Genomic DNA, 15,628 nt, shown 5'->3' on the forward strand with positions numbered 1-15,628 from the left:
CACTCCATAACCGGGTCAGCCGAACAGCTGGCCGACGGGCAGATAGACGTCGAGCAGGTAGGAAAAGACGAACCACCAGAGGGCCGCCTGTCCGACGCCGCCAATCAGCGCGAGACGCAGCGGCGCCCCGAAGATCCAGCCGACGCCAAACGTCAGCAGAAAGATCGAGGCGGCGAAGCCGGCGGGCTCCAGAAGCAACGCCGATGCGAGAAGCAGGAGCGGTACCGCAACGATCTTCACCAGAAGCTGGCCCGTCGGGAAGGCTTCGGCCGTCCCGGGGTTTTTCAGGTAGAAGAGGCAGAGCACGGCAAGGATGATGGCGAGCAGCACCGGCACGACGCGTGGGCCGAGCGGATCGGACGCGAAGGCATAGTCGATCTGGCTGCCGCCGATGCCATAGGCAATTGCCAGCGCGAGCATCAAGAGCCCGCCGATCCTGCCGATGCGGGAGGATGAGAATGTGGTGTCTGACATGGTTCGGTTCCCGATGTTTACGTCAGGGAACGGGTCTTCAATCCGGCCGGATAAGACGACCGGCAGGGGAGCCCGTAGAGTGGTGGCAAACAAGCGGAGCGGGCGCTTCGTCCCGCTCCGGCCGGTATGTTACATGCCGGCTTCCTTGGCGATGATCTTGAAGCGTGCCACATCGGCCTTGACCTGCTGGTCGAAGGCATCGCCCACTTGGGTATATTCGTAGAGACCGCGCGCCTCGCGCTCCTTCACGAATTCCGGCGTTGCGACGAGCTTGGTGAAGGCATCGGCCCACCATTTGTAGTCGGCGTCGGAGACATCCTTGCCGACATAGTAGCCGCGCCAGACCGGCCATTCGATGTCGACGCCCTGTTCCTTGGCGGTCGGCACTTCGGCGAGTTCACCCGGCAGGCGTTCGGGCGCCATGACCGCGAGCACCCGGACCTTGCCGGCCGCATGGTGCTTGGACATTTCCGCCGCATCGCCGGCGCCGACCTTGACGTGGCCGCCTTCGAGCGCCGTCAGCACAGCACCTCCGCCTTCGAGCGCGACATAGCGCATCTCCTTCGGCTCCTGTCCGGCCGCCTTTGCGAGCAGCGAGCCCTTCATCCAGTCCTGCGAGCCGACGGCGCCGCCGCCGGCGACCGAGAAGTCGGTCGGACTTGCCTTGTAGGCGGCGATCAGTTCGCTGAGGCTCTTGTAGGGCGAATCGGCGGCAACGACGAGCACGCCATAGTCGGCGCCGAGCGCGCCGAGCCAGCGCACGGCGGTCTCGTCATATTGGCCGAACTTGCCCTGGGCGATCAAAAGCGCCGAGCCGGACGAGGCGGCGGTGATCAGGTTGCCGTCTGAGCCGCGCTTGCCGATGACATGGTTGTAGGCAACCGCACCGACGCCCCCTTCCATGTAGGTGACGGCCATCGGCTTGCCGATGATCTTGGCTTCGAGCAGCGCATTGGCGGCAAGCCGGCAAGTCAGGTCGAAGCCGCCGCCGGGCTTGGCGCCGGCGAGGCACTCGGGCTTGGAAGGTTCGGCACCGGCCGGCGATGCCACGGCGGCGAAAAGGCCGGCCGCCAGAAGGGTCTTCACAAAGGTTCGGGTCATGGTCTCTCTCCCATCCATGAGTTGTTCTCTTGAAGGCGCTTTCGCGCTTCTGCCCGAGCGTGACATCCAGGATCCTGATGGCATCGAGCGGCATCGACGGACCGCGTGGCGGCCGCCTGAAAATGCCTCGGCGATGATTGTCCTCCAGACCCTGGCCGCATCTCCCGTTGTCGCGATCAGGCAGCCTTCTTTCCTCCCCGAACCTGTCACCACGCTGTCACGAAAGCGGTCAGATCCGCCGGGTTGATCGGTGAAATCTTCCGTGTCACTGCTTGCCCATGCGCATCTTTCTGGTGGAGGACACGAGGGATGTCGGGGAGGCCATCAGCCGTCGACTGGAAAAGGTCGGGCACACCGTCGATTGGCAGACGGACGGTCAAGCCGCCGCCGACATACTCGAATTTACCGACTATGATCTCGTGATCCTCGACGTCATGTTGCCGGGGCTCGACGGGTTCGAGATCCTGCGCCATCTGCGCGCCCGGAAAAAGACGACGCCGGTGCTGGTGCTGACGGCGCGCTCGGAGATCGAGGATCGGGTCGGCGCGCTCGATCTCGGCGCCGACGACTATCTCGTCAAACCGTTTGATTTCCGGGAACTCGAAGCCCGCACGCGCGTGCTCCTGCGCCGTCGCCAGGGCGATCCGACCAATGTGATCGAGTGCGGCGATCTGGTTCTTGACCGCAACAGCCGCTCGGTGCGGGTCGGCAACCGCGAGGTCCAGCTCAAGCGTCGCGAGATCACGCTTCTCGAAGTGCTGGCTGCGCGGCCTGGCCGGGTCTTCAGCAAGGACGAGCTGCTCGACCGGCTCTTCGGCTTCGACGAGAACGTCAACCCCAACGCCGTCGAACTCTATGTCGGAAGGCTGCGCAAGAAGATCGAGGGCTCGTCGGTGCGCATCGTCACCATCCGTGGTCTCGGCTATCAACTGGTGGCCGATGAAGCGGCGTGAAACGTCCCTCTTCTGGCGGCTCGTGCTACGCGTGGCGCTGGTGCTGTGCGGTGGTGCGGCGCTGCTTTCCGCTGCCGCCTGGTACTACGCCCGTGCCGCCGCCGACGATGCCTATGACCGGCTGCTGCTCGGCGCGGCGATCCAGATCACCGCGAACATGACCGTGGACGCCGGCAATCTGGGCGTGACGCTGCCGTCGTCGGCCTTCGAACTGCTTGGCCTTGCCGAGCGCGACCGCATTTTCTATCGCGTGGTCGGCCCGGATGGTGGAACCTTGACCGGCTACGACGATCTCGACATCGGCGTCGACGTTACCGCGGCGCGGGCGGGTCCGGTGTTCCTGACAACGGAGTACCGCAACGTTCCGGTCCGCGTGGCCGTGGTCTCGCGGGCGCTTTCGGATCCGTCCTTTTCCGGCTGGGCCTATGTGGTCATGGCGCAGACGACCGAGGCGCGGCGCGCGCTTGCAGGCGAACTGACGAGCCGCGCCATGATCCTGGTCGGCATCATGAGCCTGCTTGCGCTTGCCGGCACCGTGCTTGCCATCCGATATTCGCTGCTGCCCGTCGACGCGCTTGCCGCGGCGCTGCGTGCCCGCGATCCTCAGGATCTGACGCCCGTCGATGCCGACATGCCCCGGGAACTCAAACCCTTCGTCGGGTCGATCAACCATTTCATGGGCCGTCTCGATGAGCGCGTCACCCTGCTTCAGCGTTTCATCGCCGATGCGGCACACCAGATCCGCACGCCGCTCACGGCTCTTTCGGCGCAGGTCGACATGCTCGACGACGACGACCTCGACGCCAACCGCAAACGGCATCTTGGGCGTGTGCGGGACCGCGTCAGCCAGTTGGCACGCCTGACCAACCAGCTGCTCAGCCATGCCATGGTCATCCACCGGTCCGATTCCGTACGCTTCAAGCGGGTCGACCTTGGCGATATCGCAAGGAAGGCGTTCCGCTCGACGGTGCCGATCACCGTCGACCCGGATGTCGTCGTTTCCTTCGAGGACAGTGCCGAGCCCGTCTTCGTGCGCGGCGATGCGGTGAGCCTGCGCGAGGCGATCGCCAACATCATCGACAACGCGCTTCAGCACGGTGTCGAGCAACGGCTGGCGGTCCGGGTGAGACGCGAGGACGACCGGGGCCTGGTGGAGGTCGCCGACGACGGCCCGGGCATTCCACCGGACGAATGGTCCGCGGTCACGGCGCGGTTCGTCAGTTCCAAGACGGGGGAGGGAAGCATGGGGCTCGGTTTTGCAATCGCGGCCGAAGTGGCGTTGGCGCATCGCGGCACGGTCCGGTTTCTGGAAAAAGGCGAGCGCGACTTCACCGTCATTCTCGATATTCCGCTCTATCAGGAGGGGACATGAGCATGTGGCGGCAATTCGGGTCACTGGCGCTCGGCGCGGCCCTTGGCCTTGCCAGCCCGGCCGGTGCGGTGGAGGGAACGCGGGCCTTCTTTCCGGCGCTCGAGGCCGAGCGCGGCCGGCTCGTCATCAACGGCGCGACCGATATCGAGGCGATGGAGCCGCTGATCCGCGATTTTCAGGAGACGGCGCGGGATGTCGCCATCGATTATACGGACTACGTGACCAACGATCTCTATCGGGACGCCGACATCGCCTGCCGACTAAGCCAACCGTTCGGCGATCTGCTGCTGTCCTCCTCTGTCGACCAGCTGGTCAAGCTTGCGAACGACGGCTGTGCCTTGTCGCATGTCTCGGCGGAAACCCGCGACGTGCCGGCCTGGGCGAACTGGCGCGACGAGGTCTTCGGCTTCACCTTCGAGCCCTCTGTCCTAGTCTACCACAAGGATTTCGTCCCGCCCGAGGACGTGCCGCACACCCACGGCGAGCTGACCGATCTCTTGCGCTTCAAGCCGGATTACTATCGCGGCCGCATCGGCACCTATGATCTGCGCCAGTCCGGCATCGGGTATCTGCTCGCCTTTCTCGATGCGCAGCAGGCCTCGACCACCTATGGCCGCCTGCTCGAAAGTCTCAGCCGCGCTGAAGCCGTGCTGCGCTGCTGCAACAATGCCGTACTGTCGGAACTCGACAGTGGCAATGTCTATATCGGCTACAACATCCTCGGCTCCTACGCCTATGCCGCGGCGCGGCGCAACGACAAGCTCAGGATCGTGCTGCCGCGCGACTACACGCTGATCCTCAGCCGCGGCGCGCTGGTCCCGGTCGGCGCGAAACGCCGCGATCTTGCCGGCCGTTTTCTCGATTATCTGCTGTCGGAACGAGGTCAGGACGCGGCACGGCGGGAGGCCTTCTTCTTTTCGCGCAGCGGCGCCTTGCCGGCCGAGGTCGACGGGCCGGCGAAACTGGTGGAATCGGGCATCGGCCGGCCGATCCGGATCGGCCCGGCGCTGCTTGCCGCGCAGGATCGGCTGCAGCGCTCCCGGTTCATCGACGACTGGACCAAGCTGATCGTCGATACCCCGGTCCGGCTGCGCCCGAATTGAGAGACGGCGCCCGCGGTCAATGCAGGCGCCGGGATCGGGCGACCCTATCGCCCGCCGCTGCGCCAGGCGCACAGCATGTGGTCGAGCGACAGCCTGCCCGGGCCGGAGGCCATCAGCGCGAGCGCCATGGCGGCCCAGGTAATGTGGATCGGCCAGCCGTCAGGTACGGTCAGTTGCACGACGATCGTCATGACGAGCAGGCCGAGGGCGGCAAAGCGCGTTCCCAGGCCGAAGACAAGCAGCATGGGCAGAACGATTTCCGCCGAACCGGCTGCAAAAGCCATCACGGCGGGAGCGGGGTAGGGATAGGGACCGCCCGGCAGATGCAGCCGGAACTCCGAACTGAAGAGCAGCACCGCCACGTCGTTCAATTGCAGGAAGCCGTCCCACTTGCTCATTCCGGACCGGAAGAACGGAACGGCAAGGCCGAAGCGCAGGACAAGCTGGGAGAGCCAGAGCGGCGCGAGCGCGCCGACGACGCGGTTCGCCCGGCGGCCCCATTGCGACAGGTCGGCGGGATCGCCGTTCCGTGAAAATCTGGAAGCGGACATCATGGTTTCATCCTCCGAGATGAATGGCCGTAAAGGCACCGGCCTCGAGCGCGGTGGCAATGGCGGCGGCGAGATCAAGCGTGGGCGATTGTATTGCAGCTTCCGCGGCAGCCGCGGCGAGGGGAACGCCCGCAAGCAGCCGCAAAAGCAGGAGATCGGCACCGGGAGTAAGCATGCGAAGCATGACCTCCAGGTCGGGCCGGGTGATCAGCGCGCTCTCCGGCGCGGACGTTTCGATGCGCCCGACCGGCCCACGCGCGCGGTTGACGGCAAAGATCGTCGCGGCCGGATAGGCGGACCGGACGAGCCTGGCTGCCGGATGCGCTTCGAAGACCACGTCGCCGAGCCGCTCGGGCGCAATCAGCGAAAGTGCAGCAGGTGGAAGCGCGGCGGCATCGGCGGCGTGATAGGCGTCGAGCCAGGCCCGCTCGATCCTGGCCACGTCGGCAAGCCAGGGCATGGCTCGGGCGTACTCGTAGCGAGCGATGAAATCGGGAAAGTCGCGGCCATATTCGAAGAGCAGCGGCGAGACCGGCGGCGTTTCGCGCACATGAAAGCGCGCCATCGCGCGAAAGAAGGTCTCGCCGGTGATGCGCTCCGTCGCCGGGAAGGTCGCTGCCAGCGCTTCGATCAGGCTGACGGTGACGTTGTTGCGGTAGACGTTGAAGCGTTTGACCGCCGCCTTGCCGTTCGGGCCGGTGACCAGTGCCGGCGTCGGCTGGTCGGGCGCAAGCAATGGCGGCACGAAACCGGCGGCGTAGCTGCCCGTGCCGCCGGCCGGCATGGGGAGCATCCCGTCAGGCGCGGACACGGATCTTCTCCCGCGACGTGCGCTGTCCGTGAGCATCGAGGATTGCCTGCGCCGCCGTGGCCTCACGCTTCAGCACCGGCCAATCCGGAATGGCGCTGTCCCATTCGATCAGCGTCGGGATGGCGCCGATCCTGCCGATGACGATCTCATAGAGTTTCCAGACGGCGTCGCCGACCGGGCCGTCATGGCTGTCGATCAGGAGCAGGTCACCCTCGTCGTCCTCCTGCTCGGCGTGCCCGGCAAGGTGGATTTCTCCGACATGTTCCAGCGGGAAGTCGGCGAGATAGGCAAGTGCCGAATAGCCCTGGTTGGTGGCGGAAACGAAGACATTGTTGATGTCGAGCAGCAGCCCGCAGCCGGTGCGTCTCGCCAATTCGCGAATGAACGCCGTCTCGCTCATCGTAGATTCGATGAAGGCGACATAGGTCGAGGGATTTTCGAGCAGCAGCCGGCGGCTGATCGTTTCCTGGACCTCGTCGATATGCGCGGCGACACGGGCAAGTGTGGCCTCGGTATAGGGCAGCGGCAAGAGGTCGTTGTAAAAGGTGGTCTCGTGGGTCGACCAGGCAAGATGCTCGGAGACGAGCGCCGGTTCGTAGCGCTCGACCAGATCCTTGAACCGGGCGAGATGCCCCTTGTCGAGCGGCTGCGGCCCGCCGATCGACATGCACACGCCATGCAGGGAGACCGGAAAATCCTCGCGGATCCGGGAGAGCGCGGCATGCGGCGGTCCGCCGGCGCCCATATAGTTTTCCGCGTGAACCTCGAAGAAACCGCCGGGTCTATCGTCGGCAAGGATAGCCGACAAATGCTGGTGCTTGAAGCTGGTGCCGGCAAGGCCGGCGATCTCATGTTTCGCGAAGCACTGGCTGACCAATGCAAGCCGGCTGCCGTTATCTGCTGAAGCGCTCATCGCCCAATCCCGTTTCCATTCGTGTGGTGTCGGTGGCGAACGATCCTCCGCCCGCCACCGTTTCGCGAGATCTGGATGCGGAACGGGACGCGATTGCCCGCGCCCCATTCCGCCTGCGACGGATCAGGACGGCATGTCGCGGGACAGCGGCTCGGGCGAACCCATGCGACCATCGGGCAGCTTCATCGTGGTGCAGGTGCCGCCATCGACGAATTTCCAGGCATTGCCCTGGTAGTCGACCGTCGAGGTCGCCTGGCAGGTCGTGCCCGGTCCGGCTGCGCAATCGTTCTGGCCCTTCAGCGCAACGCCGAAGCATTTTTCCTTGCCCGCATCCATCGCGGTCTTGACCTGCGCTTCGGTGAGCGGGGCCGCTACGGCGAGCGACGACAGGGCGGCGGCCACTGCACTTGCCAGCATGGCGCTGCTGATGGTGGACTTCATGGACATCATTCTATCTCCGTGTTGAACTGTTCCCGTGCGGCCTGTCTGAGGCGCACATCGGGTCTTTCGCCGCGGAGGTGTCGGGCGTTACATAACGTCGGCAACACGCTTTCGTGATGGGTTCGCGAGGTCTGTCCAAGCAGACAGCGGCCGCGAATTTGGGATAGCCGTGTAACAAAAGCCGGGAATCGGCGAATGGGGAGGAAGGGCCCGGGTGAGCGGCGCGGACGACGAACATCTTGCAAGGCTCCTTCGCGCTGCCGTGGCCGGTGACGAAAAGGCCTATGCCGACTTCCTGCGGGACGCAGCACTGGTGATCCGTGGCTGGGCTCGCCGCTGGACTGTCAGCGGCGGTGTCGATGCGGAGGATGTCGTGCAGGAGGCGCTGCTCGCGGCGCACGTCAAGCGCCATACCTGGCGGGAGGACGCGCCTGTCATTCCCTGGCTGCATGCGATCGCCAGGCACAAATACGTCGATGCCGTGCGTCGTCAGGCCCGCCGCCCGACGGTGGGCATCGAGGAGTTCGAGGAAACACTTGCGAGCGCGGAAACCGAAAAGGTCCGCGACTGGGAGATCGGCCGGGCGCTGGACGGGCTCGCTCCGGGCCAGCGTTCCGTCGTCAATGCGATTTCGATCGAGGGATGCACGGTGGCTGAAACGGCGCAAAGACTGGACATGAACGAAACGGCGGTTCGCGTGGCGCTTCACCGTGGCCTGGCCGCAATCGCACGGCGATTTGGACGAAACTGAGATGGACACGAACGACCTCATCAAGGCACTTGCCGCCGATACAAGGCGTCCCGGATTGTCGATGTCTGCTGCCTGGGCGGGGGCCGGCATCGGCGCGCTCGTTCTCGCCGGGTTCGTATTCTCGGTTCTTCTCGGGCCGCGGCCGGACATTGCCGCCGCCGCCGAAACGCTGCGCTTCCTGTTCAAGTTCGTGGTCGCCATTGCGCTGGCGGCGACCGCCTTTGCGGCCGTACGCGCCGCGGCCAGGCCCGAGGCGGACCTGCGCAGGCTGCTGCCCTATCTCGCCACTGCGCCGGTCATGGTGGCGGCAAGCGTCGTGCTCGAACTCTTCGTCGCGCCTTCCGATACATGGGCAACGAGGTTGATCGGCACGAACAGCCTCGTCTGCCTGACGTTCATACCGCTGATCGGGCTCGCGCCGCTGGCGCTGTTCCTGCTGGCGTTGCGCCATGGCGCGCCGTCCCGTCCGGAACTCTCCGGCGCGTTTGCAGGGCTTGCTGCCGGCGGCATCGCTGCGACCTTCTATGCGGCGCACTGCCCGGACGATTCGCCGCTCTTCGTCGCGACCTGGTACACGATCGCGGTCCTCATCCTAACGGTGCTTGGGGCGTTGGGCGGCCGCTGGGCCATTCGCTGGTAGGCTGGCGATAGCGATTGCCGGCACTGAAAACAAAAAAGGCCGGCAATGCCGACCTTTTCCCGCTCGCTGCGTCACACTGCCAGTACATCCGTGGTCAGCGTCTGCGCGCGAACTACGCCCGGAGCCTTCGGTTGATCAGATCCGGCGGGCTCCACGGGCAATTCGTTGATGCCTATGTGTGGTGCCACGTCAGGGATTTCAAGCCCGCGTCAGAGATCGCCACCGGCGATACTGACCCTTGCGCTAGCAATGAATGCTGACGCCGTGTTCGCGCAGAAGGGCGACAATGTTCTCGTCGGGCAGCCGGTCGGTGACCAGTGCGTCGATATCGGCGAGCGAGGCCAGACGTACAAGGGCGCGCCGGCCGAACTTGCTGCTGTCGACGGCGAGGATCACCCGTTCGGCCTGACGCATCGCCGCCGAGACGGCGGCAACTTCGGCATGGTCGTCGTCGCCGATATCGCCGTCCTGGTCGATGCCGCTGACGGAGATGACGGCAACGTCGAACTTGAACTTGCGGATATAGTCGGCGGTCTCCTCGCGGAAGACGCCTGCATCCACCTGCCGCACGAAGCCGCCGGGGACGGCAACGGCAAAGCTGCTGCTTTCGCTGAGCGTCGTCGCCACGCGCAGGCTGTAGGTGACGACGCGCAGGTCGCGGCGCTTCAAGAGACCGCGCGCCACCGCCTCGCAGGTCGTGCCGGTGTCGAGAAATACGGCTGCGCCATCGGTCACGAGATCGGCCGTCAACTGTCCGATGCGCTCCTTCAGCGCTGCGTTGTCGATACGCCGCTGGCGATAGATGTTGGGATCCACCGGGGTCGCAATCGTCGCGCCGCCATGCAGACGCCTTACCTTGCCCTCCTGTTCAAGCGCCATGATATCGCGCCGCGCTGTCTGCGTCGTGACGCCGAACAGGCCGGTAATCTCCTCGATCGAGATATAGTGGTTCTTTTCGAGATGGCGCAGAAGCTGCGCCTGCCGGCGCGCCTTCTTGTCTCCCGTTGCAGCATCCCGATCGCCGTCCATTGCCCTCATCTCATCCCCCAGGCACGCCTTGCTAACACAGGGCTTCGGCCAATCTCCAAGGAAATCGCCGTCGCACCGATCCGCCGCGCGAAATTTTATGATGTCCGATCAAATGTTGTAAAACTGACATTTGACTCGCCTAATGTCCGTAATCGTACATTTCATCGAACTCTTCCGCTCATCAACACCATCGCCGTGAAGGTCTTGTGACGGAGCGTGTTCGCATCGCGACATTGGAGCAGATAATGAAACAACGTGGACACGACCTCCGCGGGGTGCGGAGCTTTGCGCGCCTCAAGCAACCGTTGCGGCTGGCGACGGCGATCCTTCTGTGCGGAACGAGCCTGACGCTCTCGGCGGCTGAGGCGCGCGCCGCCGACGACAGCATGAAGATCCTGACGCTCAACACCTGGCTCGACCGCTTCAAGGCCAACCCGAGCGTCATGTCGGACTTCTTCATCAAGGGGAACTACGACATCCTGACCTTCCAGGAGTTCCGCGCCAACAGCACCTACGCGCGCGATATTCCGGGCATTCTTCAAAATGCCGGTCTTGGGACCTATGGCACGCGTCAGGATGGTGATACCGGCGTGTTCTCGCGCCTGCCCGGCACCTTCGGCGCCAGCACGCTCGGCGATATCGTGACCTATACGGTGGTCGACCCGACCGTCAGCAAGCCGCAGGTGGTCGTCGGAACCACCCACCTCAACTACTACGACCCGCCGACGACCCGCATCAGCGAGGCCAAGGGCATCAATCAATGGGCGAAGTCGGAGATGCGGCCGATCATCCTCACCGGTGACTTCAACGCCGGCGACGTTTCGGAGCGCGGCCTGCATTCGGTCAGCCAGCAGGAACTGCTGCTGAAAACCTACGTCAAGAACCCGACCAACAGCTTCTACATGAGCCTGTTGCGCGATTATGCGAAGGACCAGCAGAAGCTGGACGCCTACATCGCCGAGTGGAAGGGCAAGAGTGCTTCGGCGATCAACGCCTCGACGGTGCCTTCGGGCCTCTTTGCCGACGAGATGTACCCGGTTGCCGGCAACCTGCCGCAGACGATGAACATCCTGAAGAAGCAGTTCCAGCTCCTGCAGCTTCCGAGCGAGCGCGAGCAGTTCTCGCCGCATGGCTTGAACGACGGCAGCGTCACCTGGCCGTCGCATGGCGAGGACGCCACCAACACCTGGGCGAGCTGGCACCGGGTGAAGATCGACCATTTCCTGGCGTCGCGCCCCTTCGGCAAGTGGTGGACGCTCGCCGACGATCCGAAGGATCCCTATTCCGGCGTGATCGCCGATGCCGGCTACGTGACCAATCCGGATGGATCGAAGACACCGCTTTCGGACCACGAGCCGGTTGCCCACACGGTGCGCTGGGTCGGTCCGGTGCTGCAGAACTATACCGATCCGGCGACGGCGGCTGCCAAGACCAGGGTCGTCTGGGGCGACGAGGCATCGACCTTCGCCGAGAAGGGCGGGGTGTTCAATCTCAGCCGCAACAACATGCGCAATGACGTCTATCTCGGCCAGATCGCCGACGAGAACGGTCTGCCGATCCTTTCCGGCCTCACGGACCAGGAGAAGAAGACGCTGCTCGACTGCAAGAGCACGGACGGCCGCTTCCAGCAGGCCATCCGCGACTATTGCATCGACGATCACTCCTTCATCGGCGAAACGCTGGTGACCGATGGCGGCACGGTGGTGGTCGAAGAGGACGCGGCGCTCGGCAGCGCTGCGGCAAAGCTCCGCCTCGACGGCGGCGCGCTCAGGATCGCCGGTCGTGACATGCACCAGATCAACCGCGACATCGTGCTTGAGGCGGGCGGTGGTGCGCTCGACGTGGCCGATGTCGGCAACATCGTCGCCGTCAACAAGGTGATCAGCGGCAGCGGTGGGCTCACCAAGCTCGGCGCCGGCGCCCTGGTGCTCAACGGCCAGAACACCTATACCGGCGCGACCGTCGTCAAGTCCGGCCTGCTTTCGGTCCAGGGCTCGATTGCCTCGTCCTCGGGGCTGTCAATCGAAAAGGATGGCGCCATCGGCGGCATCGGTACCTTTGGCAGCATCACGATCGCCGACGGCGGCGTGGTTGCGCCCGGCAATTCGATCGGAACCCTCAACGTCGCCGGCGATATCAATCTTGCGGCTGGTTCGACCTATGAGGTCGAAGTCAACGACAAGGGCGAGAGCGACAAGATCGTCGCGTCAGGCAAGGCGACGCTCAACGGCGGTTCGGTCCTGGCGCTGGCCGCCAATGGCAGCTACGCGCCGCAGACCCGCTACACGATCCTGACGGCTGCCGGCGGCGTGACCGGCACCTTTGGCGACGTTACGTCGAGCCTCGTTTTCCTCGACCCGACACTTGGCTACGACCCCAACAGCGTGACGTTGACGCTCAGCCGCAATAACATCCGCTTCGCTGATGTCACGGCGACCGCCAACCAGCGGGCCGCGGCGATCGGAGCCGAAAACCTCGGCTTCTCCAATGCCGCCTATGCCGCGCTCACCAACCTCGATCGCGATCAGGCGCGCTTTGCCTTCGATCAGCTCTCCGGCGAAATCCACGCCTCGACCAAGGGCATGCTGCTGCAGGATGGGCTGCTTTTGAACGCCGCGGCAACAAACCGCATCCGCGCTGCCTTCGGCGACGCCAGCACCAAGGCGGTGCCGGTGCTTGCCTATGGCGAGGGCGGCATCGAAAGCGTTGCGGCCGATACCGACCGCTTCGCCTTCTGGAGCCAGGCCTTCGGCACTTGGGGCGATACCGACGGTAACGGCAATGCAGCCGGGTTCCAGCGCAACACCGGCGGGTTCCTCATGGGCGGCGACGGTCTTGTCGGCGACGCCTGGCGTGTCGGTATCCTCGGCGGCTACAGCCGTTCGTCCTTCGATGTCGTCGACCGCCGCTCGTCCGGTGACAGCGACAACTACCACATCGGCGCCTATGCCGGGACCGGGCTCGGCGCGCTGTCTCTGACGGCGGGCGCCACCTATAGCTGGCACCGCATCGAGACGTCGCGGAGCGTCGCGTTCGGCGGGTTCGACGACAGCCTGACGGCGGCCTATGATGCCCGCACCGCCCAGATCTTCGGCGAGGCGAGCTATGCCACGAGCGCCAGTCGTTTCGACTTCGAAGGCTTCGCCAACCTTGCCTATCTCAACCTCGACACCGACGGCTTCCGTGAAAAAGGCGGGGCGGCGGCCCTCTCGGGTCGCTCGGGCAATACCGACACGACGTTCACGACGATCGGCGTGCGGACGTCGACCGACGTTTCCTTCGGAGAAACCGCGGCGGTGCTCAGCGGCACCGTCGGCTGGCGCCATGCCTTCGGCGATGTGGTTCCGACCTCGACGCTTGCCTTTGCCGGCGGTCAGGACTTCACGGTCGCAGGTGCCCCGATCGCAAGGGATGCAGCGCTTGTGGAAGCGGGCATCGACTTCAAGATCGCCCCGACCGCCACCTTCGGCGTCAACTATACCGGCCAGATCGCCTCCGGTGTTTCCGAGCACGGCGTCAATGCCAAGCTGAAGGTGAGCTTCTAAAGCCAGGAGCATGGGCGGCAACGCCCTTGTTCGAAAGATCGAACGCCGCGCATGGCTTCCATGCGCGGCGTTCTCTTGCGGGCGGTTGCTGCCGCCCGGTCGATCAGATCCAGACGGTCCGGCCCGCGCCGTCGCAGCCGAGCGCGCGCAGGATATTGAGGGGAACGTCGAGCATGGTTTCGCGGCCTGCGGTCAGAAGAAACGAGGCCGTCTGCGGTTCGCGATAGGCGAGGATCTCATCACGCGAGGCGTCGGTGTAGATGCCGCGCAGCGCCCTGAGGCAGCCGCTATGGGTAACGACCACATGGGTCCGGTTCCGGTCGAGCGTTTCGAGCCAGACTTCAAGGCGCGCTGAAAGCGCCGTCCGGCTTTCGCCTCCGGGTATCGAATAGTCGAAGGGGTCCGCGCTGTGCGCCACGTACTGAGCGGCATGGTCGCGTTCGATCTCGTCATGGGCAAGGCCCTCCCAGGCGCCATAGGCGCGCTCGGCGAGAAGGGGCGCCTCGGTAAAGCGATCGAACGGGACGGACCAGGTGTCGGCGAGGATCGATGCGGTCTGGCGGGCCCGGCCGAGCGGGCTCACCCAGAAGTCAAGCGTTTCGTCTTCGGCAATCCGGTCGGCAAGCCTCAGGCCGACGGCGAGCGCCTGGCGCACGCCATTGGCGGTGAGCGGCGTGTCCCTGCGGCCCTGCAGGCGGCCGGCGACGTTCCATTGGGTTTCGCCATGGCGGATGAGGATGAGGCTGGGAAGATTTTTTGTCATGCGGAACTCGAAAGGCAGCTTGAAGGGGGAAAATTGACGTCCGCCGGCAAAGCCGGCGGACGCGTTGTGTCCTCAATGGGCGAGCCATTGCGCCGATGACGGCTTGAGACCGAGCGTCGTTGCCGCGCCGGGTTCGAGAAGCGCGTCGCCGGAATGGAAGGGTGCGTCGATCAGCACCGTCGACGCTCCGATCCTCACCCCGTAGCGCACCGTCGCGCCGAGGAATTCGCGGTGCGCAATGATGCCTTCGAGCGCGACGGCGCCAGGCTCGAGGCTGCCGATCGTCGCATATTGCGGCCGGAAGACGAGCTTGGCGCCGGCGGGCACGTCGGTTCCCGAGGGGATCGGGATCGAGCCGCCGCCTACCACCTCGAAGCTTCTGTTAGCGCCCGATCCTGCGATCTTGCCGCCGAGGATGTTGGCCGTGCCGAGGAAGTTGGCGACGAACAGATTGGCCGGCTTCTCGTAGAGCCCCATCGGCGTTCCCACCTGCTGGATGCTGCCCTCGTTGAAGACGGCGATCCGGTCGCAGACGGTGTTTGCCTCCTCCTGGTCATGGGTGACGAAGATCGTCGTCAGCTGCAGCCGCTGCTGCAGTTCGCGCAGTTCGCGCCTGACGTCGACCCGCATCTTGGCGTCGAGGTTGGAAAGCGGCTCGTCGAGCAGGAGCACCTTCGGTTCGATGGCGATGGTGCGGGCGAGCGCCACGCGCTGCTGCTGGCCGCCGGAAAGCTGCGACGGCCGGCGGTCGGCGAGGTGCTTGAGCCCGACGAGTTCCAGTGCAGCCTTGACCCGGCGTTCGACCTCGGCGCGCGGCAGGCGCCGTTCTTCGAGGCCGAAGGCGACATTGGCGGCGACCGTCATGTGCGGCCAGAGCGCGTAGGACTGGAAGACCATGCCGATGTCGCGTTTCCACGGCGGCATGTCGAGCACGTCCTGGCCGCCGATCACCACCTTGCCCTGGCGGGCATTGTTGAAGCCGGCGATCAGCCTGAGCAGCGTGGTCTTGCCGCAGCCCGACGGACCGAGGAAGGCGAAGAACTCGCCCGGCTGGATTTCAAGGTTGATGTCCTTCAGCACGTGCAGCGCGCCGTAGTAGAGATTGACGTCGCTGATGCTGATCGCCTTGGCGGGGCCGGCGGCGAGTGCGGCGCTGTTGATGTTCACTGTCATTGTTTCCT

General features: G+C 65.0%; 15 protein-coding genes. 6 read left to right on the forward strand and 9 right to left on the reverse strand.

The window, feature by feature from the left end; translation table 11 throughout:
- Positions 1–15 precede the first annotated feature (15 nt).
- Both C1A35_RS20410 and C1A35_RS20415 read right to left on the reverse strand, forming a co-directional pair.
- Positions 16–474 (reverse strand): tripartite tricarboxylate transporter TctB family protein, encoded by a 459-nt coding sequence (locus C1A35_RS20410; RefSeq protein WP_104666070.1) that lies wholly within the window; start codon positions 472–474, stop codon positions 16–18.
- Positions 475–603: 129 nt separating this feature from the next.
- Entirely contained in the window at positions 604–1,575 is a 972-nt protein-coding gene (locus C1A35_RS20415; RefSeq protein ID WP_104666071.1) for a Bug family tripartite tricarboxylate transporter substrate binding protein, read from the reverse strand.
- 278 nt (positions 1,576–1,853) lie between these two features.
- On the opposite strand from C1A35_RS20415, the gene C1A35_RS20420 reads away from it, so the two are divergent.
- The 3 genes from C1A35_RS20420 to C1A35_RS20430 are packed head-to-tail and all read left to right on the forward strand — an operon-like array spanning position 1,854 to position 5,003.
- Entirely contained in the window at positions 1,854–2,528 is a 675-nt protein-coding gene (locus C1A35_RS20420) for a response regulator transcription factor (protein WP_104666072.1), read from the forward strand.
- A complete protein-coding gene (locus tag C1A35_RS20425) occupies positions 2,515–3,900 on the forward strand; it encodes a sensor histidine kinase (RefSeq protein ID WP_104666073.1) in 1,386 nt (461 codons plus the stop codon). The genes C1A35_RS20420 and C1A35_RS20425 overlap by 14 nt, the downstream gene beginning before the upstream one ends.
- Positions 3,897–5,003: an ABC transporter substrate-binding protein gene (locus tag C1A35_RS20430; protein ID WP_234822922.1), complete on the forward strand. Its 1,107-nt coding sequence runs from the start codon at positions 3,897–3,899 to the stop codon at positions 5,001–5,003. The genes C1A35_RS20425 and C1A35_RS20430 overlap by 4 nt, the downstream gene beginning before the upstream one ends.
- Positions 5,004–5,047: 44 nt before the next feature.
- Here the strand turns inward: C1A35_RS20430 and C1A35_RS20435 are convergent, their stop codons facing one another.
- From C1A35_RS20435 to C1A35_RS20450, 4 genes are all read right to left on the reverse strand, one after another.
- Positions 5,048–5,554, reverse strand: coding sequence for a DoxX family protein (locus C1A35_RS20435; protein WP_104666182.1), 507 nt, complete (start codon positions 5,552–5,554; stop codon positions 5,048–5,050).
- Between the two features lie 7 nt (positions 5,555–5,561).
- The gene (locus C1A35_RS20440; RefSeq protein ID WP_440271547.1) at positions 5,562–6,338 is read right to left on the reverse strand and encodes an HvfC/BufC family peptide modification chaperone; all 777 of its coding nucleotides are present in this window, start codon (positions 6,336–6,338) and stop codon (positions 5,562–5,564) included.
- A gap of 13 nt (positions 6,339–6,351) precedes the next feature.
- A complete protein-coding gene (gene bufB / locus C1A35_RS20445; protein ID WP_104666076.1) occupies positions 6,352–7,278 on the reverse strand; it encodes an MNIO family bufferin maturase in 927 nt (308 codons plus the stop codon).
- A 123-nt stretch (positions 7,279–7,401) separates the two neighbouring features.
- Positions 7,402–7,725: a BufA1 family periplasmic bufferin-type metallophore gene (locus C1A35_RS20450; protein WP_104666183.1), complete on the reverse strand. Its 324-nt coding sequence runs from the start codon at positions 7,723–7,725 to the stop codon at positions 7,402–7,404.
- Positions 7,726–7,933: 208 nt separating this feature from the next.
- Between C1A35_RS20450 and C1A35_RS20455 the strand changes: the two genes are divergently transcribed.
- Both C1A35_RS20455 and C1A35_RS20460 read left to right on the forward strand, forming a co-directional pair.
- Positions 7,934–8,470, forward strand: coding sequence for a sigma-70 family RNA polymerase sigma factor (locus C1A35_RS20455; protein WP_104666077.1), 537 nt, complete (start codon positions 7,934–7,936; stop codon positions 8,468–8,470).
- 1 nt (position 8,471) lies between these two features.
- Positions 8,472–9,110 (forward strand): NrsF family protein, encoded by a 639-nt coding sequence (locus C1A35_RS20460; RefSeq protein WP_104666078.1) that lies wholly within the window; start codon positions 8,472–8,474, stop codon positions 9,108–9,110.
- Positions 9,111–9,353: 243 nt separating this feature from the next.
- Here C1A35_RS20460 and C1A35_RS20465 read toward each other — a convergent pair whose 3' ends face one another.
- Positions 9,354–10,148, reverse strand: coding sequence for a DeoR/GlpR family DNA-binding transcription regulator (locus C1A35_RS20465; RefSeq protein ID WP_440271546.1), 795 nt, complete (start codon positions 10,146–10,148; stop codon positions 9,354–9,356).
- A gap of 236 nt (positions 10,149–10,384) precedes the next feature.
- On the opposite strand from C1A35_RS20465, the gene C1A35_RS20470 reads away from it, so the two are divergent.
- Entirely contained in the window at positions 10,385–13,684 is a 3,300-nt protein-coding gene (locus C1A35_RS20470; RefSeq protein ID WP_104666080.1) for an autotransporter domain-containing protein, read from the forward strand.
- Positions 13,685–13,787: 103 nt separating this feature from the next.
- Here the strand turns inward: C1A35_RS20470 and C1A35_RS20475 are convergent, their stop codons facing one another.
- Complete coding sequence (locus C1A35_RS20475; protein ID WP_104666081.1) at positions 13,788–14,447, reverse strand: histidine phosphatase family protein; 660 nt, start codon at positions 14,445–14,447, stop codon at positions 13,788–13,790.
- A 72-nt stretch (positions 14,448–14,519) separates the two neighbouring features.
- Positions 14,520–15,620 (reverse strand): ABC transporter ATP-binding protein, encoded by a 1,101-nt coding sequence (locus tag C1A35_RS20480; RefSeq protein WP_104666082.1) that lies wholly within the window; start codon positions 15,618–15,620, stop codon positions 14,520–14,522.
- Positions 15,621–15,628: the final 8 nt, after the last annotated feature.

The sequence above is a fragment of the Ensifer adhaerens genome, assembly GCF_002940685.1.
Classification (GTDB): Bacteria; Pseudomonadota; Alphaproteobacteria; order Rhizobiales; family Rhizobiaceae; genus Ensifer; species Ensifer adhaerens_E.